At 43.4% G+C, this 24,239-nt stretch carries 18 protein-coding genes; all 18 read left to right on the forward strand.

Annotated elements, in window-relative coordinates; genetic code table 11:
- Positions 1–383: 383 nt before the first annotated feature.
- The 18 genes from ACOQOZ_RS03055 (at position 384) to ACOQOZ_RS03140 (ending at position 23,820) form a co-directional block, all read left to right on the forward strand.
- On the forward strand, positions 384–953 hold the full coding sequence (locus ACOQOZ_RS03055) for a Pvc16 family protein (RefSeq protein ID WP_420590814.1): 570 nt from the start codon (positions 384–386) through the stop codon (positions 951–953).
- A complete protein-coding gene (locus tag ACOQOZ_RS03060; RefSeq protein WP_420590815.1) occupies positions 946–1,803 on the forward strand; it encodes a hypothetical protein in 858 nt (285 codons plus the stop codon). Before ACOQOZ_RS03055 ends, ACOQOZ_RS03060 begins: the two co-directional genes overlap by 8 nt.
- A 32-nt stretch (positions 1,804–1,835) precedes the next feature.
- Positions 1,836–3,416, forward strand: a complete 1,581-nt coding sequence (locus tag ACOQOZ_RS03065; protein WP_420590816.1) for a phage tail sheath family protein — start codon at positions 1,836–1,838, stop codon at positions 3,414–3,416.
- A 54-nt stretch (positions 3,417–3,470) separates the two neighbouring features.
- A complete protein-coding gene (locus ACOQOZ_RS03070; protein ID WP_420590817.1) occupies positions 3,471–3,932 on the forward strand; it encodes a phage tail protein in 462 nt (153 codons plus the stop codon).
- A complete protein-coding gene (locus ACOQOZ_RS03075; protein WP_420590818.1) occupies positions 3,925–4,371 on the forward strand; it encodes a phage tail protein in 447 nt (148 codons plus the stop codon). The genes ACOQOZ_RS03070 and ACOQOZ_RS03075 overlap by 8 nt, the downstream gene beginning before the upstream one ends.
- Positions 4,372–4,413: 42 nt before the next feature.
- Entirely contained in the window at positions 4,414–4,578 is a 165-nt protein-coding gene (locus ACOQOZ_RS03080; RefSeq protein WP_420590819.1) for a DUF5908 family protein, read from the forward strand.
- Positions 4,579–4,590: 12 nt separating this feature from the next.
- Entirely contained in the window at positions 4,591–5,289 is a 699-nt protein-coding gene (locus tag ACOQOZ_RS03085) for a hypothetical protein (RefSeq protein WP_420590820.1), read from the forward strand.
- Positions 5,282–7,063: a phage baseplate assembly protein V gene (locus ACOQOZ_RS03090; RefSeq protein WP_420590821.1), complete on the forward strand. Its 1,782-nt coding sequence runs from the start codon at positions 5,282–5,284 to the stop codon at positions 7,061–7,063. Before ACOQOZ_RS03085 ends, ACOQOZ_RS03090 begins: the two co-directional genes overlap by 8 nt.
- A 34-nt stretch (positions 7,064–7,097) precedes the next feature.
- Positions 7,098–7,397 carry a PAAR domain-containing protein gene (locus tag ACOQOZ_RS03095; protein WP_420590822.1) on the forward strand — a complete coding sequence of 100 codons (300 nt, stop codon included), beginning with the start codon at positions 7,098–7,100 and terminating at the stop codon, positions 7,395–7,397.
- A 2-nt stretch (positions 7,398–7,399) separates the two neighbouring features.
- On the forward strand, positions 7,400–7,828 hold the full coding sequence (locus tag ACOQOZ_RS03100; protein WP_420590823.1) for a GPW/gp25 family protein: 429 nt from the start codon (positions 7,400–7,402) through the stop codon (positions 7,826–7,828).
- A gap of 4 nt (positions 7,829–7,832) precedes the next feature.
- A complete protein-coding gene (locus ACOQOZ_RS03105) occupies positions 7,833–11,495 on the forward strand; it encodes a hypothetical protein (protein ID WP_420590824.1) in 3,663 nt (1,220 codons plus the stop codon).
- Positions 11,492–14,185, forward strand: coding sequence for a hypothetical protein (locus tag ACOQOZ_RS03110; protein ID WP_420590825.1), 2,694 nt, complete (start codon positions 11,492–11,494; stop codon positions 14,183–14,185). Before ACOQOZ_RS03105 ends, ACOQOZ_RS03110 begins: the two co-directional genes overlap by 4 nt.
- Positions 14,182–18,039, forward strand: a complete 3,858-nt coding sequence (locus tag ACOQOZ_RS03115; protein ID WP_420590826.1) for a contractile injection system tape measure protein — start codon at positions 14,182–14,184, stop codon at positions 18,037–18,039. Before ACOQOZ_RS03110 ends, ACOQOZ_RS03115 begins: the two co-directional genes overlap by 4 nt.
- A 73-nt stretch (positions 18,040–18,112) precedes the next feature.
- A complete protein-coding gene (locus tag ACOQOZ_RS03120; protein WP_420590827.1) occupies positions 18,113–19,756 on the forward strand; it encodes a hypothetical protein in 1,644 nt (547 codons plus the stop codon).
- Between the two features lie 43 nt (positions 19,757–19,799).
- A complete protein-coding gene (locus ACOQOZ_RS03125; protein WP_420590828.1) occupies positions 19,800–20,741 on the forward strand; it encodes a hypothetical protein in 942 nt (313 codons plus the stop codon).
- A gap of 31 nt (positions 20,742–20,772) precedes the next feature.
- Positions 20,773–22,206, forward strand: coding sequence for an ATP-binding protein (locus tag ACOQOZ_RS03130; protein WP_420590829.1), 1,434 nt, complete (start codon positions 20,773–20,775; stop codon positions 22,204–22,206).
- 12 nt (positions 22,207–22,218) lie between these two features.
- Positions 22,219–22,713, forward strand: a complete 495-nt coding sequence (locus tag ACOQOZ_RS03135; protein ID WP_420590830.1) for a DUF4157 domain-containing protein — start codon at positions 22,219–22,221, stop codon at positions 22,711–22,713.
- Between the two features lie 162 nt (positions 22,714–22,875).
- Positions 22,876–23,820 (forward strand): hypothetical protein, encoded by a 945-nt coding sequence (locus tag ACOQOZ_RS03140; RefSeq protein ID WP_420590831.1) that lies wholly within the window; start codon positions 22,876–22,878, stop codon positions 23,818–23,820.
- The last annotated feature ends 419 nt before the right edge of the window (positions 23,821–24,239 follow it).

The raw sequence follows: 24,239 nt of genomic DNA on the forward strand, positions 1-24,239 counted from the left end.
TCCTCTATTCGGGTTAGTAATATGGAACTGAAATTTCTTAGAACACGGAATAGTAATAATGTCCCGATTTTTCTCGAATAGGCTAAGCGAGTGCCCAGAAGAATTACTTATAATCTTTATGTGGGCGATAGAGGTTAAAACCACAGTGGTTTCTGCATAGAGGTTTAGATATGTGATGCTGAGAATTTACCGAAGACATGTTATTTGACTCGGCTGGTGTCTATCCGAAAAATATTCAGAATAGTGATATTGTCGTATGTGTCTCGGGTATTTTCCCTTAATAATAAAGATTATTAATTGATACCTTGCGTTTTTACAGGGGTGTTCTACGCTGGATTAACGAAAGGATTGTAAGCACATGTAACTCAGCACGGATGGCGAGTATGTTAGATCTGGCTTTACAGCTAATAAAGGATTCTCTTGATCGGTTCCTGTCCAATTTCTTCTCATTGGAGGAGGGAGTTGTCGTCATTAATCGCATCATCGATCAGGACGGAAAGCGTCCGGCGGGTAACAGCAATAAGGTTATTCTTTGCCTGATCAATCTTTCGCAAGAAACTAACAGTCAATATTATAATCGGCCTGCCGCAGCAGTTGACGGTAGTATGGTATCAACTCAGCCAGCTATGTACTTCAATATGGAATTACTGTGTGTCGCTGACTTTGATGAGTACGATGAAGCCCTTCGTTGTCTCGGTGCTATCCTGAGTTTCTTTCAAAAAAATCCCTCTTTATCATTAAATAGCAGCTCGGATTCTTTTAACGACAAAAATCAGTTACGCCTTGATATTGAGTCAGAGTCTTGTTTCAACATGCATAATCTTTGGAGCTCTATTGGCGCTAAATATCAGCCATCTGTCGTTGTTCGTGCCAGTCATATCACTATCGATGGCGATGTAATTAATCACCGTAGTCACGGGGTGCGAAGAGCTGAGGTATCTGCTCATGGATAACCGAACTCCTTTAATGAGCCTTCGTTTCTGCCACCGTTACTTTGGAGCATCATTCCTCAAACATTTTGAATGCCTGTGTGATGCATCAACTTTGTCTCTTTTTAATCAGTATGGGTTGGTGGTTCGGACGTACAAGGAGTCCGGAGATTGCACTTGTATCGGGATTTATTCTTTAGGTGACTTTCCTCAAGGCTTACTCATTTCAAGGTTGGATGAGCTGTTAGGGAAGGAAGCTCTTGTATTTAATATCTGCGGGGATTCATCCATCTATTATGCAGCAACGGACCTAGGTGATGACAAGCCAAAGAGCCTTGTTTTTAGCAATAAAATTAAATCAGATAAGCCTGTTGATGCTAATGATTCTGAGAGCTCAAGGACACTAAGTAGTGAAGTTTTACCTGGTTTCAAAAGCGATTTCCTGCTGCGGGTAGAGATATTTCCACACATTCTGAAAGAAGATGTTATGCGTGGGTTTAATACATACTCTGTGCAAATCTCTGAGCGAAAGTTACCGAGATTCTATTACGTTGAAAATCAGGGGCGTATTCGTCAGCAGTCTATCAGTATTCTCTCGTCGGAAGGTTTTAAATTTCATAGTGAAGAATGCAGTGAGCTAATAAACGGAAAAGAGTATCGCGTATTACATTCCGGGTATGTTGCTATGCCGTTGGTTACTTCCGAGGGTGAAACACTATCGTTAGTAGCCGAAGATCCTGAAGACCCAGTTACAGGGCATGTAAGAAGAGATACGCTGATTAAAAATTTACCGGACCCGATATTGGGAAATTTTTCTGTAAGAAAAAATAATGGGAAGGCACATGCATGCTGCGACATGTTTGTGTATGTCTAACCATTTAAGTCATATTAACAGAGGGCAACAGGATGCCAGGCACAGCTAAAACTCCAGGTGTTTATATAAACGAAGCAAACGGATTTCCTAATTCCGTAGTACCGATAGCGACAGCGGTACCGGCTTTTATTGGATATACACCGAAAGCTGAATACGAAGGGAAATCGTATCGAAATAAAGCGCAGAAAATTTCTTCTTTCTCCGAATTTAAAGCCATATACATGCTGGAAGATCCTGCGCTGCCAGCCGACCCGGTTAAGCAATACCAACCGGAGTATTACCTGGTTCCTCAGAAAGTGAAGCCAGAAAGTGGCGATTATGTCGCTATCGGAGGCAAGTATTATTCAGTGCTGCCAGATCCGACCACAATTTACTATATGTATAACGCAATACGCTTGTTTTTCGAAAACGGTGGTGGTGATGCTTACATTGTTTCAGTCGGCGGTTATGGTGATATCGCAGGCAAACCAATGGATAGTAAAGATACCCATATAGTAAACCCAAATGTCCAGTTAGCAGATTTAAAGAAAGGTCTGGAACCATTGATGTTCGAGCAAGAGCCGACGATGTACTACTGCCCGGATGCGACTCTTATGCCTGCCGATAAAAACGGAACTGTTATGCAGTTGATGTTGTTACAGGCGGAAAAAATGCAAACGGTGGTTTGTCTGTTTGATGTTATTGGAGGACGTGCACCTGATCCGGTGATGTTCCCGAATGATATTCAGAACTTCCGTAATAGTACTGGGTCCCAGGGACTTAAGTATGGAACCGCTTATTATCCTTTCGTTAATACCACCATCATGGGAGCAGGAGAAATAGACTTTACGTCTCTGTTTGGTGGTGATGTCAGTAAGTTAGCGGATATTATTAACCCTTCCGGAAGCAGCGACCCAGTGTCAACCCAGTTACTGGAAATGATTGAGAGCCCTAAATCTCATGATATGACGAATAAGCAGCTGCATACGGCTTTAATGAATGCTAATAAACATTACGCCTTGATTATAAAGCACGCAACAAATGACGCTAACGTCCTACCACCATGTGGTGGTATGGCAGGAATTTATGCCGTGAATGATCAGGAAAAGGGCGTTTGGCATGCACCAGCTAATGTCAGCATGGTTGGCGTTTCAGGTTTACCACTGCTCCTTAACGATCATCAGCAGGAAGATCTGAATGTTGATGCGATTTCAGGGAAATCCATCAATGCGATTCGTTTTTTTAACGGCCAGGGCATTCTGGTCTGGGGGGCGAGAACGCTGGATGGTAACAGCGAGGATTGGCGCTATGTCTCCGTCAGGCGCACGATGACTTTTCTGGAACAGTCGGTAAAACTGGCAGCCAGGGCGTATGTGTTTGAACCCAATGATGCAAATACATGGTCGGCTGTAGAATCTATGATTAGTGGGTTTTTAACATCGATTTGGAAGGAAGGTGGGTTGCAGGGAGCATCGGCGGCCGAAGCATTTCAGGTTGAAATCGGTTTGGGCTCGACCATGACAGCGGAAGACCTGTTAAACGGCTATATGAATATTACAGTAAAGGTTGCTGTTGTACGGCCGGCTGAATTTATTGAAATTACTTTCCAACAAGAAATGGCAAAATCTGGCTGATTAAAATCATTCTGATTTCGTTTTATTATTTGATTCAACAAAAGGAACATTGTTATGGCTGATGATGGTAGCAAAGAAGGCGCAACCTGGCCCATGCCGAAATTCCGGTTCGAAGTGGACTTGGGTAAAGAGTTAAAGGGTATTGCATTTCAGGAAGTTTCCGGAATGGAGAAAGAAGTGCAGGTTATTGAATACCGAAAGAGCAATAGTAAGTTATTTTCTGTTGAGAAAATGCCGGGAATTGCAAAATACGGTAATGTGACGATGAAACGTGGTGTTTTCGTAAAAGACAATCGATTCTGGAAATGGATGAACGAAATAAAAATGAACACCATTAAGCGGCGTACTGTGATGATAAAACTATTGGATGAGAATGGAAAAGTCACTGTTCAATGGACGCTGCACAATGCTTGGCCGACTAAAATTTCCGGAACTGATCTTAAGTCGGATGATAGTTCTGTCGCTGTCGATACACTAGAAATTGCTCATGAGTATATGACGGTGAAGAATGCCTGATTTTCTGTCTGGATTTTATTTCACTGTTCAGGCTCTGGATCCGGTAAACTTCTTTGAAGCCGACTTCAAGGAAATTTCCGGTCTTGAGAAAGAAATGAAGACTGAAGAAGTTGTCTGTGGCGGTGAAAATCGTTTCAAATACAAGCTGCCCTCTGGATCTTCTTATAATAATTTAATTCTTAAGAGAGCGGTTGTCTCAAAATCATCAGGCCTTTTAGATTGGTGTAGTAGCGTAATTGATGGTGGCCTGACGAAAGCTATCTGTACCAAAGATATACAGGTTCAGCTGAAGAATTCTGACGGAAAACCTGCGCTTTGCTGGACCTTTAAATCAGCCTACCCAATCAAATATTCTTCCAGTGACCTTAATTCTCAGGAAGGAAGCTTACTTGTTGAAACTATAGAGTTAGCGTATCTGTACTTTGATATTAAAAAATGACAGGCATGATCCTGTTTATAATCTCTTGGTGGAGAAAATATAATGACTGTTGAGATTCGGGAAGTTGTGATCAAAACAGAAATCAAGACCCGTGAAGAGGTTGGTTCGATTTCGCAGCAAGAACTTCGCAGGCTTAAACATAATATTGTTCGGGAATGTATGAGCCGGATAAGTAAAAAGGCGACCACAGGCTTTCGTAGTCGGTAATAAGGTGAAGGTATGGCGGTACAAAATGGGGCATTAGAAAAAATGGTGCTAACGGGCTATAAGAATGGCCAGTTCAGTGAGAAAACCGGTGATACCTATACGGTGATGCTCAATCCCGAAAAGTTTAATCTGAATTCATCCGTGAGTTACAACGATAAATCAGCTCCTGGTTCTGTTGGCGGGACCCCTGAATATACCAGTACTCCTGGTGATGACCTGAGTTTTGAGTTGTTATTGGACTGTACTGGAATTGTTGATCAGAAAAGAACTGACTTGCAAAAAGAACTTAAAGATTTTAAACAGGTTGCATACGAGTACAATGGCAGTATTCACCGGCCAAACTTTGTGGTTATACGCTGGGGGGAGGGTTTAGATTTCTCTGGTGTATTAAACGATATGAAGGTTAGCTATACGCTTTTTTCACCGAGTGGAAAGCCCCTCCGTGCCAGGCTATCGCTTTCATTTTCTTCCTATGTCGATCCAGAGGAAGCGGAGAAAAAGAAGGGAAAAAACTCTCCTGATATGACCCATATGATCTCAGTTGTCGAGGGAGATGATCTACCTGCATTGGCTTATCAGACTTACCAGGATGCTTCTTTATGTATCCCACTTGCACGTTTTAATGACCTTGATCGTTTCCGCAGGCTGAAGCCCAATAACAATTTGGTATTTCCTCCATTAGACCAATCGTCAGGGAGGCAACATGGCTGACGAAGGGATTGTTACTTATTTGGTTAAGGTTGAAGGCAAGCAGATACCAGATGAATACGAGATAAGTTCGCTGGAGATCAATCAACAAGTTAATAGTATCAGTTCTGCCGTAATCACTTTGAAAGAAGAGTACAGCGTAAATAAAAAATATCCGGCTAGTGCTTCTGATCTGTTTATTCCGGGTAAAAAGCTTTCAATTGAAGCCGGATACAGTAACCAAACAGAATCTATATTTAGTGGGATTGTCGTCTCACAGAGTATCAGCCTTGATTCAGAAGAAGGAACCATGTTGACGGTACAGTGTAAGGATCCTGCTGTCCTTATGGCGGCCGCACGAAAAAACGGGACCTTTCAAAAAATAAAAGACAGTGCTGCTATCTCAAAAATAATCGGTAACTACTCAGGGTTGACTGCCAGTGTTTCAGAAACATCCGTAGAAGTACCATTACTGCAGCAATATTACTGTAGTGATTGGGATTTTATAGTCACTAGAGCTGAGGCAAACGGTCTGATCGTAGTAAATGAAAATGGCAAAGTTTCCGCCATTAAGCCGGATGCAGATACTACTTCGGTAGCTACTGTCGATGCTGAAGGTGATCTGCTGGAATTGTCTGCGGATCTTAACTCCATTGGTCAGGTTGCGTCGATGAAGGCCAGTGCCTGGGATCCGGAAAGCCAGAAAGTTATAGAATCAGAGAGTGAACCTGCTGGCACAGGCCCGGGGAATTTGTCCAGTAAGGACATTGCTGACGCAGTGGGCAGCAAAGATCCTGGGTTGTTAACCATGAGTCAGGTTAGCTCGGATGATCTTAAATCATGGTCAGCAGCACGAATGGTGAAATGTACTTACAGTAAGGTGAACGCCACTGCCGTTACACATGGAAACCCGAAATTAAAAGTTGGCTGTTACCTTACACTTGGTGGGACCGGAGCTCGTTTTGATGGCGATCATTTAATCTCTGCGGTGACCCACTCTATTGAAGATGGTACATGGACAAGTAAGGTTGAGTTAGGTTTATCCGCTGAATGGTTCACTGAAACCCGTCGCGATATTTCTGCTCCAGCGGCGTCTGGTTTGCTGCCCGGCATAGGTGGGTTGTGCAGTGCTGTGGTAAAGCAGATTCATGATGACCCGGATAACGGTTTTCGCATCATGATTAATCTTCCTATGTTTAATACCGATGATGATGGCATTTGGGCAAGGCTAATCCAGGATTATGCATCCGATGGGGCTGGCTTCTTTTTTTACCCGGAAGTGGGTGATGAGGTTGTGGTTGGATTCCTTAATAACGACCCGTGTTTCCCGGTAGTGTTAGGTGGGGTCTATAGTGGCAAACACAAACCCCAGTCGGATCTTACTCCTGATGAAAAAAACAGCAAAAAAGCAGTTGTAACTAAAGCGGGCCTGACGCTCCTGTTTAACGATGAAGATAAAGTCGTTACTGTCAAGACACCGGGTAATAACAGTGTTGTTCTTGATGATAAAAATAAAAAGGTAGCTATTGAAGATCAGAATGGGAATTCGCTGGTGATGGGGGATTCCGGCATTACGATTAAAAGCAGTAAAAACATCACACTTCAGGCAGAACAAAAAGTTTCACTAAAAGGTGATCAGGGTGTGTCTCAGGAAGCATCTGGTGGTGACGTTGCGATTAAAGGCATGAATGTTAAACAGAGTGCTGATGCTGAGCTGTCTCTTGAAGGCAGTGCTACCGCTAAAATTCAAGGTGGAACGGAGTTGTCCCTTAAAGGGGCGATGGTAATGATTAACTGATTTTTCGACTTATTTGATAAACAAGGATGTGTTTATGCCACCCGCTGCCCGATTAACCGATTTTCATTCATGCCCGATGGTGACCCCTGCTGTACCACCGATTCCACATGTTGGAGGTCCAATCAGCGGGCCTGGTGAGCCTACCGTCCTTATCGAAAAAATGCCTGCTGCACGAGTGGGAGATATGTTGGTTTGCGTTGGACCACCGGACAGTATTGTTAAAGGTTCTTCGACCGTGATGATTGGTGGTGTTCCAGCCGCGCGAATGGGAGATCAGACCGCCCATGGCGGGACTATTATGCTTGGCGCATTTACGGTAATGATTGGAGGATAGCTGTGACCAGGGAAAAGGGATTTTGGGGAAGTGGCTGGTCTTTTCCACCTACGTTTAATATTGCGAATAATCAGTTGCAGATGACTGCCGGAGAAGAAAATATCCAGCAATCTATCGATATTATTTTGCGAACACAAAGGGGAGAAAGAAGTTTTTTACCTCAGTGGGGAATTGACCTTAATGACTTCTTGTTTAAGCCTTTATCTGGTCACCTTAAGGGAGAAATCATTAGTGCTGTTAAGCAGGCCTTGCTGAATTATGAACCACGTATACGCGTATTAGAGGTATTAATTCAGCAGAATGAGAATGAAGGTACCCGACTTGATATCTCAATCGAATACCTGATTCGGAAAACCAATACACGACACAATCATGTTTATCCTTTCTCTGACATCGAAGGGACTAATCTGGTTGCTCCGGTAATCAGGTGATGTAATGCTATTGCGTCATTCGATGGTGCCAGCAGCTTTGGAGCCCAGTCATGCCCGGCTGGACGCCCGCACATTGCTTAAGCGTTTGCAATTTCTGGTCGGCTTTAGTCGTAAAGTAAACTTTTATGACAGCGATAATAAGAAGAATGGAAATTGGGCGCCTTTTTTACTGAAAGATCCTCTGATTCTTTCAGCCTGGCTTAGTAATAATCAGCATCGTATTGCCTGTTACGAATTCCTTGGCGTTAGCCAGCGTCTCGAGCAACAGTTTAAGGCTCATAAAAATGCTTTGAGTAGCGAAGCTTTGCAAGCAGAAGTGAAAACGCTGGCTCCAGGCATAGCCAGCCAACTAAACCGGCTTAGCCAACTGGTTGCCCGGTTATTCGCTGATATGCATGAATGGTTCTCGGTGTTGCATATACATCATATGCAGCAACCGTTGGCACATAGCTTTTTGGCAATGCTTTATCGCGAACTGATTCCACAATTATCATCGTTTCTGTCGCTACAGAACTTTCTGAACGATCAGTGTGATTCAGCCAGGGAGTTTACAGATGTTGATCTCCGGATGGTGTATGAATGTTGGTCTGATGCAGGAGAGGTTAGCTCGGTGTTTTCGACGTCTTTCGAAACCGAGGCAGCTTATAACTTCTCAGACTCAATGGTTTGCCTGGAATTATTGAAACAAATACATAACCGTGTTTATCGCTGCTACGTGAATACAACGCTCGAAGCTGAAGCGAATTTTAAACGATTACAGCAAGGGTTCCAGGGATACCCGGATACATCATTATTGATAGCACTGGTTCAGCGCTTGGATGATTATACTGATCAGATTAATCATTTCAGCGACAGACACCTGGATTTTTACTATCAGAAAATTTTGCATGGCCGACCATCAGCAGAAATTCCGGATGAAGTCTATGTATGTCTTGCATTGAAACCTCAATATCAGCAGCTTGAGTTGAAGCCAGAATTTACATTCAAAGCCGGTACATACAAAAATAAGAAACCCGTTTTATTTGAGACAATTAAGCCTGAGGTGATAAGCCAGGCATATATTTCCCGCATCTCCACCGTCAGTTATCGTCCTGATTCTGAGTCACGCTACCGGTTGTATGTTCAGGATGCATCCGGCTACGCCGGTGCCAAAGGTCATAAGCGACTGAGCTCTGTTACTCAGGATATAGGAATTAACCTTTTTAATGGTGATCAGGGGGATATATCTAAGCCGGCGATATTAATTGCTTCCCCCTTATTCTGTTTGTACAGCGGGCAGCGTGAAATCGTTGTCTCCTTTGAGTTATCAGACGATATCGTTAATGCGAAAACGCAACTCACAGATTTAAGTACACAGATCTCGGGTGAAAAGAAACAAGATAACGATTTTTTTGTTGAGCTTTCCACTAGTACCGGATGGCAGGCTGTATCCGATGTTGAATGGAATCTGGAGGCTGATAATAAACTAATACTAACAATTAATCTTATGCCGGAGTTCCCTGCCATATGCCGAGGAAAACAAGGCCCTGAATCGGTCAATTCGGACTGGCCTGTGCTTAGGGTTATATCGAGTGATTCTGTTGATTTACGAAAAAGTATATCGATCGCTAAAATTTCGATTGATGTGACAGTGAATAATGCTCTGGCGAAGGTCAGTAATGATCATGGGCCAATAAAATCTGATCATCTGGCGATGCCTTTTGGTCCGGTTCCCGAGGTTGGTGATACCTTCAATATTCACCTTCCTGAAATGTATATCAAACCGCTGACATCACTAACTGTTAGTTTTCGTTGGAATAATATCCCAGAGAGCTTTTCAGAATATTATTTTGATTATAACCGGATACTGAAATCGGACTCTAAAGACACTCTTTTTTCTAATCAGTGTTTTACGGTCAGTGCGCAATGCTTAAAGAACGATAGCTGGAACCCATTACCACTTATCCATAAAGAGAAGGGTAGTGCTGCAACAGAAGAAGTGAGTTTATTTCAACAGCAGGACGTTAATAACCTTGCTGGCAGCAATCTTCAGGTTAATGAAGATAGCGTCAACGAGAAGTACTCGGAGTTCCTGATTGCAGACGAAGGTGCCGTTTATTGTAAACCCCACATTGTGAATGAAGACCAGCTGAATAATAGCTGCAAAAAATATCTTTTTCGGATGAGGTTGGATTCACCTAACCAGGGCTTTGGGCATTCTATGTATGCTTCGGTTGTAGCAGAGTGGTCCTTCGCTATGGCTCATAAACAGGGAGGGGCAGAATCATCTGATAACAATACTCCTGCTCCACATCGACCACCTCCTCAACCCTGGACGCCTCAGACCAACAGCATACAGGTTTCTTATAGCAGTCAATGTACGATAGATTTCAACGATGTTTCTGAAGGCGGCACCAATAACGTTCCATTGCAGCTGTTCCATCAGAATACCTTTGCAGAATATGTTGTATTCGATAACCGCAGGCCGGTTGATAAGCTGAACTATTTGCCATCTGATCAAACGTCAGCATCAACGCTTCCTGAACTTTTTCCCCGGGTATCAGACAGGGCGGTATGTTATGTGCGATTAGAGAAGCTGAATCCTGGAAGCCCTTTCAGTTTGTTTTTTCAAATGTCCGCCTGGGAGACAGAAAAGTCTTACGGGGCGGACTCGCTGGACTTTTACTATATGACCAAGGCTGGCTGGAAGCGCTTTCTTCCAGACAATGATGAAACGCATGGTTTGATCAATACCGGAATAATGTCATTTATCTTGCCGTCTGATGCAGTTTCACAATCAGAGCTTTTTGCTTCCGCGGGGTATCAGATTGCAATCGTAGATCCATCAATGAGCAGCGTACGAGGGAATCCTGTTTTAATTGATACTAATGTGGTACGGCTGCGGCGCAGTTTTCCAAGCGGGCTTCAGGAAGGTGAAGCGCCTCAGCTATCAGTGCAAAAAATTAATCAAACCAATGAGAAGTGCCCTGAAATTAAGTCGGTAAAACAGCCGTTTCCATCATTTGCCGGACGGGCGAGTGAAGATCAACTCGGTTTTCGTCAACAAATGAGTCAGCGAATTCGTCATCGTGGCCGGGCTGTCAGTCGTCATGATTTTGAAGTCATATGTATGAATCTGCTACCACAGCTATATATGGCTCACTGTTTTAAACCTTCAGATGGTGCGTCAGATATTGCCGTTGCTGTTGTTGGCAGTCATGACGATGGCATTGTTGGTATGCCTCCAAGGGTTGGCTCCGATAGCCTGAGTTATGCTGAAGAGCAGTTGAAGCAACAGGCTGCTTCCTGCAGTAAAATTCGGGTTTTGAATATGCAACAACAGCCCGTGAGAATTGAAGCCGATGTCCGCTTTCTGAAAATGTATGGCTCCAGGCAAGACTGTGAACAGCTAGCTCAGGTTATTAATGCGTATTTATCTCCATGGTGCCAACAGAATGAGCCGGTTATGGACTTGAAAAATGGTTTACGGCGAGCAGATATCCTGGGACTGATTGGTAAGCATCCTGGCGTCTCTGAAGTCATTTCCCTCAGTATAAAAATCGATCATAAAGAAAGGCCGGAGGAGGTTTTATACCCGGATCGTGAGGATGCCGTGCTGGTTGTTGACTCGGATATTACAATCAGGAACGTCGCCTACAATGTGCAACATAAAGAGGTATTGAGATGACCTCTGAAAACACCATTGCTGATTTTATCCAAATAGGCGATCTGCCTATCACTTCAGATTTCTCCTACCAAAAAGCCAAAGCAATGGAGGAGATCAAGCGCTACTTCGATGGCAGCTGGAGTAATTTTAATGAAAGCGACCCGGGAATCACTGTTCTAGAGCAGCTGGTTTATGGCCTGACTGAGCTGGGTTATTGCAATGACTTCTCTGTAGAAGACATTCTCTCGAATAGAAACAATGAAATTGAGTTTGAAGATCAATTTCTTACTCCTGAACAAGCATTATTAACTAACCCTGTCACCGATCACGATGTAGCAAAAGTGATATTGGATGCTTTTCCTATGATTGGGGGAGTTTATGTTGACTGCCTGACTACAAATGAGGATATTCCGCCGGACCATAAAATGGAACGGAAAGCTGAAGCCGATACAGAACCTTCCAACTATCAATACACCGGAAGCTACTCAATTTCTCTGGCCACCTATCAGGATCTGCCGTTGTCTCAGCGGCTGCTGCTATTGGGAGACGTGAGTGTACTATTGGCAGGGCAACGAAATATCGCAACGTTATTTTCGCAATTCAATATTCTCCAGCCCAAGAGTGTAACCCTGCATGGAGAGGTTCTGTTGGATGCAGCTTCTGACCCTTATCAGGTTCGCGAAGCGCTTCAACAAGCAATCAATAACTTTGTACTTCCTGCTATATCTGAATCTTCACAAGCTGAAAACTTAGCTGAAGAAGAGCAATCGCAAGCATTTTATGATGGTCCTCTGTTAGAAAATAACTGGTCAGGTGATATAGCTCCTCACACTACCCAACACAAACAAATACGGTGCTCAGATCTGGCGGTATGTATCATGAGCATTAAAGGTGTTTTAGCTGTAAATAATCTGGCGTTTGTTTCTCACCAGGAACAGAAGGATGAACAAGCTATTACAGTGTTGGATGTTGGACGTGCTGAAATAGCGCGTATAAAGCTCGACCCCGAAGCATTTCAACTGTTGAAAAACGGCTCTGTAGTCCAGGTGCCTGAACATCCTTCGGTTGAAGGATACGTTCAGAGAACTTTGCACGATGTTCAAGCCGTTTCTTCCGTCGCTGTAACCGAAGAAGTTCCAGCAGGAAAGTATCGAAATCCTGGCGAGTATTATTCTGTTCAGAATACTTTTCCTCAACAATATGCTACCGGTCCTAATGGATTACCTGCCAGTGCGTCTCCATATCGGGTTGCACAAATGCGCCAGCTGAAAGGATATTTGACTCTGTGTGATCGCCTGATTGCTGATCAATTCGCCCAGCTTGCGCATATTCCCAAACTGCTCTCTTTTCGAATGAGTGATAACGGTGAAAACATACCTGCGTATGCAACCGGGTCACTGGACAGTATCAGTGGCATCGACGATTTAATACAAGATCGTGAGGTTCTTTCAGCAGATCTGTATGCAGATAATGATGATTTTTTCCGTAACAGGAACCTGGATCATTTGCTTGCCCGCCATGGTGAAAATGGGGCGGATTTCGCCAGGATAGTACCCGCGATCGCAGGGTTGCAAAGTGAAGAGCGAACATCCGTTTTTATTAAGTCAATCTGGTTGCAGAATTCCGCCTTGTTGGGATACCACCGAAACCGTGGTTTTAATTATTTAACAGCGAAACCTTTAATTAAGCCAGGGCGTTATCGGGTTGCCAGGCAGTATGCTGAACATTTATTGTCTGACGGTGCTTCCGCTTCAGATTTATATAGCCTGCTACCCATTTTACACGATGCTTATCCTTCAAGAGAAAATCTGAAAAAAGCGATTGCAGTAGTATCTGAAAATTCGGATATAGCCCAAAAAATTGATATTGATGACAATAATGAAGAATTGATTGGCTTCTACCCATTCGTTAATGGGCAGCTGGATGCCGCGAGGCTGGAGTGCCGGGAGAAGCTTGCACCCGCAGATATTGATAATTTTTCAGCTTTTGAATGTCGTCTAAACATTCTTACCGGACTGTGCATCCAATATCAGCTTGTGGCTGGGGTATTGCTCGAGCTGATAGCAAGCGAAGAGTTCTTAAGCTGGATTAAAGTCGCCACCTCTGGAGAAGTATTTGATAGCAGTCAAGCCGATGATCTCGCCGGAAATAGTGGCCTGAATATCCGTGTAGAAGCCAGTGACAGCCATCATATTGTCTATTTGTCCGAACGTAAGCTGGTCACCTTATGCCCAGTAGGTTCAGGCAGTCCGGATAAACACCTGTACCAGTCGCACATTGACCAGCTTCACTGGTTTGGTACGCAGTGCAAGGGGTCTGTATTTATTGAAATGATTCTACTTTTGAAGTCTTCGTCAATGACCGCTGATGAGGTAAAAGAAAGTGGTATTAAGGCTTCAGATTGTTTCCTCAATACCCGACTGTTGTTTCCGGAATACCTCGAGCAGGTTAATAGTCCTGACTTTCGCCATTCACTGAAAAGCATTACAAACCTTTATTTGCCTGCGAACATCAACAATCAGATTCATTTTGTATCTCATGAGTACCTGATTGAATTTTTGCCTGATTTTTGCAATTGGCGAAACAGTTTAGTTGAGATAAAAACAGCGCAAGCCACTGGTGTTAAAAAACAAGACACAGTCATTTACGCGCGTAAGCTACTTGAAAGGCTGTCCAATATCTCAGCTTTAGAATCAGGGTCTGCCACATGACCAACCAAGGGCTGATTGCACGTTGCCGTTGGGATACGTCTATCGACGACGAAGACTATAGCTTTGCCTTGCAGCAATTTCTCAGTCGCTGGACACAACCAGAATTTCAGAAAATGGTTACCCGGTGTGCTGAAGATATTCTTCCGGACAACCAGTGCTGGCGAATAGACTCTCTGCAACTGGACCTGGGAATGATCCGGTTTGACGATCTGAATACACAATTGCCAGAAAAAGTAGAAGAAGCGCTGCGGTCCGCTTTGAAAGAGCATGTAAGACTACATACTGGTTTTGCTGCTACCCCTGAAATTGCTCAGCAGGAACGCTTAATCTCTCAAGATCGCTTCGAGCAGTCTGAACTTACGTCAGATGATTCGCGCTCTGACGAAAAGAACGCAGTGAATTGGTTTATTGAGCGAGGTACGGCCCCCTGGTGGTACCGAAGCAGTGACAGTATTCGCGATGCATTAAACAAGCAGTTGGATAGTGATCCTGCTTTTATCCGGACTATTGTGGGAAAAATACAGGGGCGGGGAACGTTACGCAGGCGGGTTTTATGGCAATGTGGAGAAAACGGCAGCCAGCATATCGTCCGCCATCTTGGTTCACATTACTATGAGGCAATAGAAAGTCAGATTAATCTGTTAAGTTCACTGAACAAAAAGTACAGGATCCTTTCAACAGATATAGCCAGGCTCAATGAATATTTGTGGCAACGTGCTGCAGAATTCCTGTTGATTAACAGGGCGACAACATTGAGTCTTCACTTCCTTAATCAATATCTGTTAATCAGTCTGTCGCAAAAGTTCGCTATGTATCATGACAATATGATCGAGAAATTTTTAGAGTGCTGTGAAGGCTCTGAGCAACGGGATATTGTTTCGAATGGAATGCTGAATAATATTTCGTTGAATTCCTGGTTTAAGGCTGTGACTCCGGAAGGCTCAACAGCTGTCACAACAGCGGCTGACGTTCTCATCAGAATGCTGGCTGATAAAAAAGCACGTGCTCATGTCCACTATGGGAATGGGAGATCTTCGCTGAAGAGAGAGTTGAGCTTGAATGAAGCTATCTTCGATTTGGCCGAAGAGGATTCAAAGACTTTAGTTCGAGTATTAAGGCGCTACGCGCGCGAGAAATCTGTCCGACGCCATTTAATACGCCAGTTCGACCGGCCCGAACGCATTAAAGTAATCTACCTGTTGGCACCTGATGATGGTGACTTTATATCTGCTCACACATTGAACACTGAGAAAAGTGTGAGTGAGAAAAAGAAAGAAGCTGATATTGTTTGGGATATTGTTTTCGCCTACCTTCTTAATGATAGCGGTACCCAGTTTAACCGACTTCAGTTTATAAAGCATACGTTGTCCGATATCAGTCATGAACAGGGAATTTCATATTCGTATTTGCTTTCAATGTTGCTGGAATTCATACGCAAGGATTCTACTCTTCATAAAAAAAGTGAACTAATTCGAATTTTGTTGAGGTTACAGAAAGAAGAGAAACCGAAGCAGGCTGATTCCTCCAGATCACTAGCTCTGGGATATGACTCACTTATAGAACACTTTCTTGATCACGGCAGCTGGCCAATCTCTGCAAAAGAGGGGGATGCTGATAAGGAATACCCTGTACTCGCCTTTGTAAAGAAGAAGCCTGAAATCGTAATCAGGCTGATACAACAAAAGATAGCCTCGTTGTCTGAAAAGAGGCAAGAGGCATTGTTCGTCAACTTCGTAGAAATGTTAGGGGTAAAAGAGTCTCAGATTTGTCTGAAAAAGCAGATTAAGAATCAATGCTCTGAGCTGAATGAATTGATTCACTTGTTCCCTGATTGGCAGAAAAAATCAGGATTAAGTGGTTTTAATCGCACTGATTTTACAATGATCGCCTATCAGATGGCCTTTTCCATTATTTGCCAATCAAGGGGGCGATCACGCCAGGAAATCATAAAAACCTGGCTTGAAGGGGTCGCAATATCCAGTGGCCTGTCATATCAGGCAGTTATTCGGGATATAAATTCAGAGTCATTGCTCCGCCTGTCATCTTTATCCAGGCCCGTAAAAGCCATTCTGAAGGACTTGATGAGAGAATCAGAGGCTCAGGTTGATAATCAATATTTCCCAAGGGTCATTAATCGAAGAACTGGAATTAAAAGAAGTCATTTCAAAAGAAATGAATCCAGAATTGATACGATAGATCTTAGTAAGGTTGGCGAATTTTCTCTATCGGAAAAGTCAGAGGTTGTACGGGGAGTTATTGATGGTACGGATTCGTTTGGAAGCAGTGCTCATGGTGTGTCAAAAGATTGTGATGTATTAAATCGGATTTTTCGCAGTGTATCACAACAGGAATGGGATCGTATTTTGAAGAGCATACTGATTGCTAATCTGGATCAGTATATACCTCAACTTATCCGGTTGAAAAATTGCACCTCTATCCAGAATCGGTTAACGGTATTTAGTGGCGGAATTTCTGCTGAATATCTGCCTCTTCGCAGGGAAATATACGATGAACTAAGGGCTGTGAAGAGTAATATTTCGTCAGTCGATTACCGTCAGGTCGACGATATACTTGTTGGAAAATTAATCCGGTTACGCCTCTCTTCACAAACTTCATTTTCAGCTCAAAGGATTAAAGAGCAAGTATTAAATAAATGCATGCTGGGTTTAGGAATAACCCCGCCTGGCTCGAAAAGTATTTATCCGGATACTATCTCTCAAGATGAAAAATATTTAGAAGAACCGCAGTCATATGTATATCCAGAGTCAAAAGTCCAGACTGATCTTATTACGGAATGGATTGTTTCCGGTCGCCCGGATGTTGCTGATATAAAGAGTAAACTTCAAAGCATACTGACAAATAATCCGGATACATTCGTTAAACTGATATCTGATACGAATAAGCCGCAAACATCAATCTGGCGTATTTGTGCGCATATTGATCTCAAGCAATTGATTAAAGTGCTACGAAGACGGAAAAGTCATTGGTCCTCTGTATTGCAATTTCTGACAGAACAGATCCTGAATACGATCAATACAGAAATAAATCAATCTGATGCTCGGGTACTACAGCAGAGTCTTACTGTTGTTCTGGTTGAAAACTGGTTGCATGAGTTCAACGGAGTGCAGGTTTCGGAAGAAAGAATTTTGTCAGATATCAAATCTTGTCTGAAAGAGTCACTCTCAGGAATAAGCTCAAACCATAGTGTTATTCGTGAACTTATATCTGATATGGGGAATAACCAACTTCGACGCTCTGTTGAAATCGATCTTTTAGATATTGAATTAACTCACACCGATCCCCCGACGGTGTCGCCATCTTCCATGCAAATCAGTGAAAACGAAGTCATAGAAGTGTCCAATGCCGGAATAGTGCTGTTACAGAGTTATCTGGTTATGTATCTGAAACGATTGGGATTGGTGTCCGGTGATGACAGTGCTGTATTTATCGACTGGAGTAGCCAGGCGAAGGCCATTCATTGTTTACAATATTTAGTGACGGGCGCGACAGATACTGAAGAACATCACCTGTTATTAAATAAAGTACTCTGTGGCATGCCATTTCAGGAAGCTATCCCCAGAGCCGTTGACTTATCAGAAGATGAAAAATCTCTGGCAGACGGGTTGCTTGGAGCGATGATGGAGTACTGGCCTGAGTCTGGCTGCAACTCAGCTGATGGATTTCGTGGTAGCTGGTTGGTCCGGGATGGCGTTCTGAAAGAGCTTGAAGATAATTGGGAGTTGACCATTACAAAAAGAGGGTACGACATTCTTCTTAAAAGCTCTCCATTTTCCAGTTCTGTTATCCGGTATCCATGGATGAACAAACCAATTTATGTCAATTGGCATGTGTAATTGAGAATGCTGTCTATACTGCATTTTCTACATTGAAATAATTTTTAAATTATTAAAAATCAAGGAAGGTTTTGTGATGAATACTTATCAGGAAAAGTTATTTGAAACAACAAATAGCCTGTTAAAAGGATTAAAAGCAGAGCAGGCTAAGAGAATTTCTCAGGAAAACTGCGATTCTTTATCTCTTTATTTCGCTCAGGGGGCGCTAAGGTCTGCGGCCGATAAACTGGATGAAACCGTATCAGAATTCCAGGCAGTTCAAATAATGAATGATCAGGTTGTCGCCTGTAACAGCCAGTCGGATTGCCTGATTAATACTGCAGCCCTGACCGATAAAAGCACAAAAAAATCAGCGGTGTTAACCCAGAAGTCGGCAGAAGATATTCAGTTGGCTTCTAATGCCATTTCCCATCTTTCTGCCGATATCGGTAGTGCTTTAAATATCGTATTCGCTGCAGATTACGGAACTGATATAGCTGAAATGACTAAAGACGTTAATAAGTATGTCAGAGAAACAGCTTATAGCGCTGAGCAAACAGCACAGCTAGCACTGGAGGCGGCAACCGCCGTCGCTGAAGTCACGCCAGGACAGATAAAAAGCAGCACCAGTCAAACCAGTAAGGTCATCAAAAGTTTTGCGAAGGATACCCTGAATAATATTCAGCTGCTGAACTCCCAAAAAGAATCGGAAACGGCGACACTGGCTGTCAGGCTGAAATCGGAGAAGCTGGCTGGTGGAACATTAAAAAGTGCGGAGAGTTTTACAGAGTCTGCTCAAACCAGTTTTCGAGCCTGCAATACTGAAATGAATCAGGGCTTTACGGTCGAGCCCGTTGGTAGTGATCGTATTTCCGTTTCTTTTGAGAATAAGGATACTGGGTTTTCCGGAGGTGAAATTCCGGAAAAGGTCGAGGGGCACTTTGTTGTTCTTGTTAAAGCGAATAAACGAGATACCTTTAATCCGGTAACCGCTCGTGTGTTGTTTGAGAGCTTTAAGGAACGTTTTTATCCGTTGACAACACATAAGGGTGAAACGGTAACCGTTGAAGTTGATGCCGACGGTGAAACGGTAAAAACCGGTGCTCGTTATGTTGCCTATTTATATACTGAATACAGTAATGGATATAAAAAGTTTGTGGACGATCAGAATGATCAGCTTTCTTCTTCGTCCGTTTCTTTTGTCCTCCAACAGCCACTTCCGGATGTTACGAATCCCGTCATTGTCGAAAAGGCTAATGGACGAGCAAGTAAGGTTACCGTTGACCTGAACAATCGGTTACCTGATGACGCTGAACTCCGCTTAATTTTCGTTCGCTCCAATGCTGACGAGTCCGGGGCGGTGTTGATAGACGGTGATCAACAATATGCCAATGGTGCACAGCATCAGGTTTACGATCCAACAGTCATTACGGCAGCCATTGCAGAGACGATTGCCATGTCCGGGTATCTCACTGCTGATAATATTTCAGGGAATCAGTTTGAGTTTTTATTACCTGAAGATCTGACGGATAACTTCAGTAAACCGGTAATCGCTGGAGTTGAATATCGCCTGGCGATATTGCTGACGTCTTCTTCAGCAGAAAATATGGCGGAGTTTGCAAGTGCCGTCGATTTCCCAGCGGTAGATGTAAATGAGGCCGGTAATGCTAAAGGCGTTGATGGTAAACAAGAGTCAGCTAAATCGGGTAAAAATACCCGGGGCAAAGCTAAAAAGTAATCAGAGACTTTTCAGAGAAAAACTGAACTAAAGGGAATTGGACATGACAGCTAAAAAATACGGCATTAATGAGCGCAAAAAAGCAGATATCTCAGCATTAACCGATGATGTCGAAGTACTTGAATACCAGCTTCGTCAGCAACAAGCGGTGGTTGATGAGTTATCTGAAAAAGCTACGGAGTTTTCTGCGCAGCTGGCCGATGCAGAAAAAAAACGGGATCAGGCCGCCAGGCGCTCCGACATGGTGATAGAGGCTGCATCTAATGTCAGGTCAATCATGCATAAAGCCAGTATGGTTCAGAAGCAAACCGGGAAATCAGGCGCTGGTGCCAGTAAAACCCTGGTGCAGATGAAAACTCTGGTTCAACAAGTCATATTTTCCGCGGATCTGGTTGGTCGCCTGGTGGTGATGGTGCAGAAGAAAAAAAGTGCCGGTGCGCTTATTTCTTCAGAACTAATCCGGGTATTGGATGGTGCTGCGAAAGATGCTGACGGTGCCGTCTCCAGCACATTAAAGGCCCTGACCAGTTGCTACAACGCAGTTGCTGAAACAGAAGACAGTACACGGCTGACCCATCAGGAGCTGCACCAGAGTATCGAGTTGTACACCATGATCAGCGGTGACAAGAATATTCTCGAAGAAAGCAAAAAGCTGCAGCAACAAATTTCCGCCAAGGAGCACAATGAGCATTCCAGCAGTGATGGTATTGCCGATCAGGAAAAAGCGATTAGGGGGCTGATGAATAAAGTAGAAACCAGTATCCGGTCTTTTGGTCAGGCAGAACCGGATAACCAGTCTTTATTAGGGCTGGTCAGCCAGGCAAGCCGCCATGCAAACAGGCAATACGATCTGGCTCAGGCTGCAAGCGGACGTGCCAGCCGTGAGCTGGAAGAGGCCAAAACCAAGTTGGCCCGGACCTCCGTTAATCTGGAATCTCTTCAGGCCGGGCTGTCCGCAGCAGATGCTGCGGCTGCATTAATCTGAACAAATCAACCAGGACAAAAGGAGGTGTGTGATGGCGTCACAGGCAATTGAAATCCAGCAACTGGATACTTTTCAATACACGGCTGATCACACCTCAGCAGTTACTGGTACAGAAGACCAACACGCTCATAACCTCAGCACCCTGTATCAGGAGCTGGCCTGGCTGGAGCAGGTAATACACCAGGCGATTCGTTCCTATCTGAAACAGGAAGGTTACGAGCAGCACTGGAGTGAAATCCCGGTTCCGGATATCAGCCAGGATACCAGTTTATATGCCGAAGATGTTCGTCACTGGCAACTCAACGCGTTTGAGCGCCTAACATTGGCCCTGGTAATGGCACCTCATTTAAGGCCAGAAATTCTTGATGTCTTTTTTGGCATGAATGAACTGTATCAGCGTGGCTTTACCGAGTTTGGTGGGGTGAGTGATAAAACTTTCAGTGGCTTTGTACCAACCGGACAAACACTTAATTTCCTGATTAGCGGAAACGACCCGCTGTGGCGAACCGCAACCATGGAGATTCTGAATAATCGTCATCGGCTACAGGTTGAACAAGTGCTTACACTGCAAGCGGCTGACGCTGATTTGCCAGCCTGGACCGGTACGCTGAATCTGTCTGAATCACGCCTGCATTATTGGATCAGCGGTGAGCATATTACACCCGAGCTGAGTTCGGCCTTTCCTGCACAAGCGATCACTACGCCACTTAACTGGTCAGACCTGGTGTTGGAATATCCGGTGATGCAACAGATCGCTGAGATTCAGGCATGGCTGCAGTACGGTTCAACACTGATGCAGGATTGGGGATTAAATAAAAAAGTAAAACCCGGCTACCGGGCCTTGTTTTACGGACCTCCGGGAACCGGGAAAACTCTGACGGCTTCCTTGCTCGCGAAACACACTGGTCGCGAAATATACCGGGTCGATTTGTCGATGGTTGTTTCTAAATACATCGGTGAAACAGAAAAAAACCTGTCAAAAGTATTTGATGCAGCGGCACATAAGAACTGGATTCTGTTTTTTGATGAAGCCGATGCCTTGTTTGGTCAGCGTACTGAAACCAGTTCATCTAATGACCGCCACGCAAATCAGCAAATCGGGTATTTATTACAACGTATTGAGGACTTTCCCGGAGTTGTGATTTTAGCTACTAACTTAAAAGGCAATATGGATGAAGCTTTTAGTCGGCGGTTTCAGAGTATGGTGGGCTTTAAACTACCAGAAAAAGAAGAGCGGCTGACACTGTGGAAAAACGCCTTTCAGGGCAGTTGCGAATTGGCGGATGACGTTGATTTAAATCTTATCGCCGAAAAATATCCGTTGGCCGGCGGCGCCATTATTAACGTACTGCGCTACTGCGCTCTGGCTGCTGTTCAGCGCAACGAAAAAAGGGTAACTCAATCTGACATTCTGAACGGTATTCGACGGGAATATCGTAAGGATAATCGCACACTTCAGGTGTGAAGGCAGGTTTGTATGGCTCATGCAGAAAAAGAAGGCAAAGCTTTATCGAAAAGTGGGCGGAGTGCCGCGCATAGTCGAGCCGTTTCACAACGGCGCTTAGTCTCGCAGCGACACGCCTATCTTGAAGATAATCGTGATCATGAAAATCACAGCGATTCTGTCTCACAGCAGGTAGCTCAAAAACAATCTCGCCCGAACCATACCGGCCTGCCGGACAACTTAAAAAGCGGTATGGAGAATCTGTCCGGTATGAGTCTTGATCACGTAAAAGTACATTACAACTCATCTAAACCTGCGGCTGTTCAGGCGCATGCATTTGCTCAAGGCTCCGATATTCATCTGGCCAGTGGCCAGGAAAAACACCTGCCTCATGAATTAGGACATGTGGTTCAACAAATGCAAGGGCGGGTTACTGCAAATACCAGTGTGAATGGCATGGCGGTTAATGATAATCCATCGCTAGAGACCGAAGCGACAGTGATGGGTGAGAAGGCGTTGCGGAGTTAATGAATAACGTCTCCAAGATTTTATTTATCAGCTCTTATGCGTTATACAAATTCATTGTGATGAATTAGTTAATTAATAAGTTCGCCGATGGATGGCATTGTTTTAGTCAGCTGAAGACAGCCTGTAGAAACGTCTAAATCCAATTATAAAAAGGTCTGAAATATGTATGAGCAAGTAGAGAAGCCGAAAGATATTAAAAGTAGGGTAGTTGTTAATTCTGTTGGGCAGAAGAAGAGTATTGGGAAGCAAGGTTTTGGTTTTGTTGATAATCGACCGAAAACGGATTGTCGCGACCTGAAACCTTTACAGAGATCTGTATATAACTTTAAGTCAACCGGAACAATGATTTATAGTCCTTTAGAGCAAATAAAGAATCTAGCACAAAACACGGATTATGAAGAAAATGAAGATAAACAAGGATTGCATGAGGCTCTTACTGATGCTTTACCCAAGACACCCAAATCAATACCAAAAGTCAGTTTTGTTGAAGCTGAAATTGAAAAAAAAGAACTCAAAAGTTTAGATAGAAAAGAATATAAAAGTAAAGTCGTTGGACGTTGTGGCAGGCAAGAATCTCTCCTTACAATAGGAGAGGAGGCCTACTATCAAGGGGGGCATCTAATTTCTCATGCTTTTTTAGATAATCAATCCGATGACAAATCATCGGAAGAAGTAGATGGATATTTTAATCTAGTACCAATGGAGGCATCATTAAATAACCTTACATACAAAAAAATTGAGACTAAACTAATGGACTTATCTGGAAAATCTCGAGTAAAATTAAGTGTAGAAACTTCTCCAGCAATTGTATGTCCAAAAGTACTGGCTGGGTTGACTGGATGCAAACTAAAAAATAGTAGTTTGCCCCCCTATGGACTAAATTCTACAATTGCGAGAGAAGTTAAGGTGAGTGTTAATGGGGGTAAACCAGAAACAGCAACAAGCTTAAAAAATTTGTTAGGGCCTGGTGATGCTGGAGCTATAGATTCTCCAATACTGCTCTATAGCTACCTGGGAAAAATTGGAAAATTAGATATGATTAGTGAATCGATGAAAATATGGTTAAAACAAGGTTGGAATTCTATTCCTGAAGCCGAAGGCCTCTAATAAAAAATACTCCAATAACTTGAAGTTTTAGCGAAGCTGTAATGGTAAAAAAAACCTATGTTCGAGATGTTTATAACAATGTTCGTGGTTTGCGATCTCGAACTCTTATATAAAGATCTGTGATCCGACTAAGTGATAGAAAATAATTTGTCTTGGAAGGCGGATTACAAACTGCTGAAACTTGAGATATTGTCACTGAAGGAAAAATACAGTGGCTTATTCGGTAGATTTGTCACTTGAATATTATCTAAACCTAAAAGTTGGGGGAGTTATTCCATTAACAGATATAAAATTTCAGTGGGTGAAAAAATTCTGAGAAGAAAAGAGGTGGAATAAATACTGTGTCAGATATTTTTAAAATTGTGCTCAGCTTCGTATAAGTATCCTTGTGTTTTTTTTGACCTGTGCTATTGATTGTA

This window comes from Bacterioplanoides sp., assembly GCF_965219715.1.
Classification (GTDB): Bacteria; Pseudomonadota; Gammaproteobacteria; order Pseudomonadales; family Oceanobacteraceae; genus Bacterioplanoides.

Bases quoted from the DNA above. Each gene is read 5' to 3' on its own strand.
- ACOQOZ_RS03055 (WP_420590814.1), top strand. From the start codon at position 384: ATGTTAGATCTGGCTTTACAGCTAATAAAGGATTCTCTTGATCGGTTC.
- ACOQOZ_RS03060 (WP_420590815.1), top strand. From the start codon at position 946: ATGGATAACCGAACTCCTTTAATGAGCCTTCGTTTCTGCCACCGTTAC.
- ACOQOZ_RS03065 (WP_420590816.1), top strand. From the start codon at position 1,836: ATGCCAGGCACAGCTAAAACTCCAGGTGTTTATATAAACGAAGCAAAC.
- ACOQOZ_RS03070 (WP_420590817.1), top strand. From the start codon at position 3,471: ATGGCTGATGATGGTAGCAAAGAAGGCGCAACCTGGCCCATGCCGAAA.
- ACOQOZ_RS03075 (WP_420590818.1), top strand. From the start codon at position 3,925: ATGCCTGATTTTCTGTCTGGATTTTATTTCACTGTTCAGGCTCTGGAT.
- ACOQOZ_RS03080 (WP_420590819.1), top strand. From the start codon at position 4,414: ATGACTGTTGAGATTCGGGAAGTTGTGATCAAAACAGAAATCAAGACC.
- ACOQOZ_RS03085 (WP_420590820.1), top strand. From the start codon at position 4,591: ATGGCGGTACAAAATGGGGCATTAGAAAAAATGGTGCTAACGGGCTAT.
- ACOQOZ_RS03090 (WP_420590821.1), top strand. From the start codon at position 5,282: ATGGCTGACGAAGGGATTGTTACTTATTTGGTTAAGGTTGAAGGCAAG.
- ACOQOZ_RS03095 (WP_420590822.1), top strand. From the start codon at position 7,098: ATGCCACCCGCTGCCCGATTAACCGATTTTCATTCATGCCCGATGGTG.
- ACOQOZ_RS03105 (WP_420590824.1), top strand. From the start codon at position 7,833: ATGCTATTGCGTCATTCGATGGTGCCAGCAGCTTTGGAGCCCAGTCAT.
- ACOQOZ_RS03110 (WP_420590825.1), top strand. From the start codon at position 11,492: ATGACCTCTGAAAACACCATTGCTGATTTTATCCAAATAGGCGATCTG.
- ACOQOZ_RS03115 (WP_420590826.1), top strand. From the start codon at position 14,182: ATGACCAACCAAGGGCTGATTGCACGTTGCCGTTGGGATACGTCTATC.
- ACOQOZ_RS03125 (WP_420590828.1), top strand. From the start codon at position 19,800: ATGACAGCTAAAAAATACGGCATTAATGAGCGCAAAAAAGCAGATATC.
- ACOQOZ_RS03130 (WP_420590829.1), top strand. From the start codon at position 20,773: ATGGCGTCACAGGCAATTGAAATCCAGCAACTGGATACTTTTCAATAC.
- ACOQOZ_RS03135 (WP_420590830.1), top strand. From the start codon at position 22,219: ATGGCTCATGCAGAAAAAGAAGGCAAAGCTTTATCGAAAAGTGGGCGG.
- ACOQOZ_RS03140 (WP_420590831.1), top strand. From the start codon at position 22,876: ATGTATGAGCAAGTAGAGAAGCCGAAAGATATTAAAAGTAGGGTAGTT.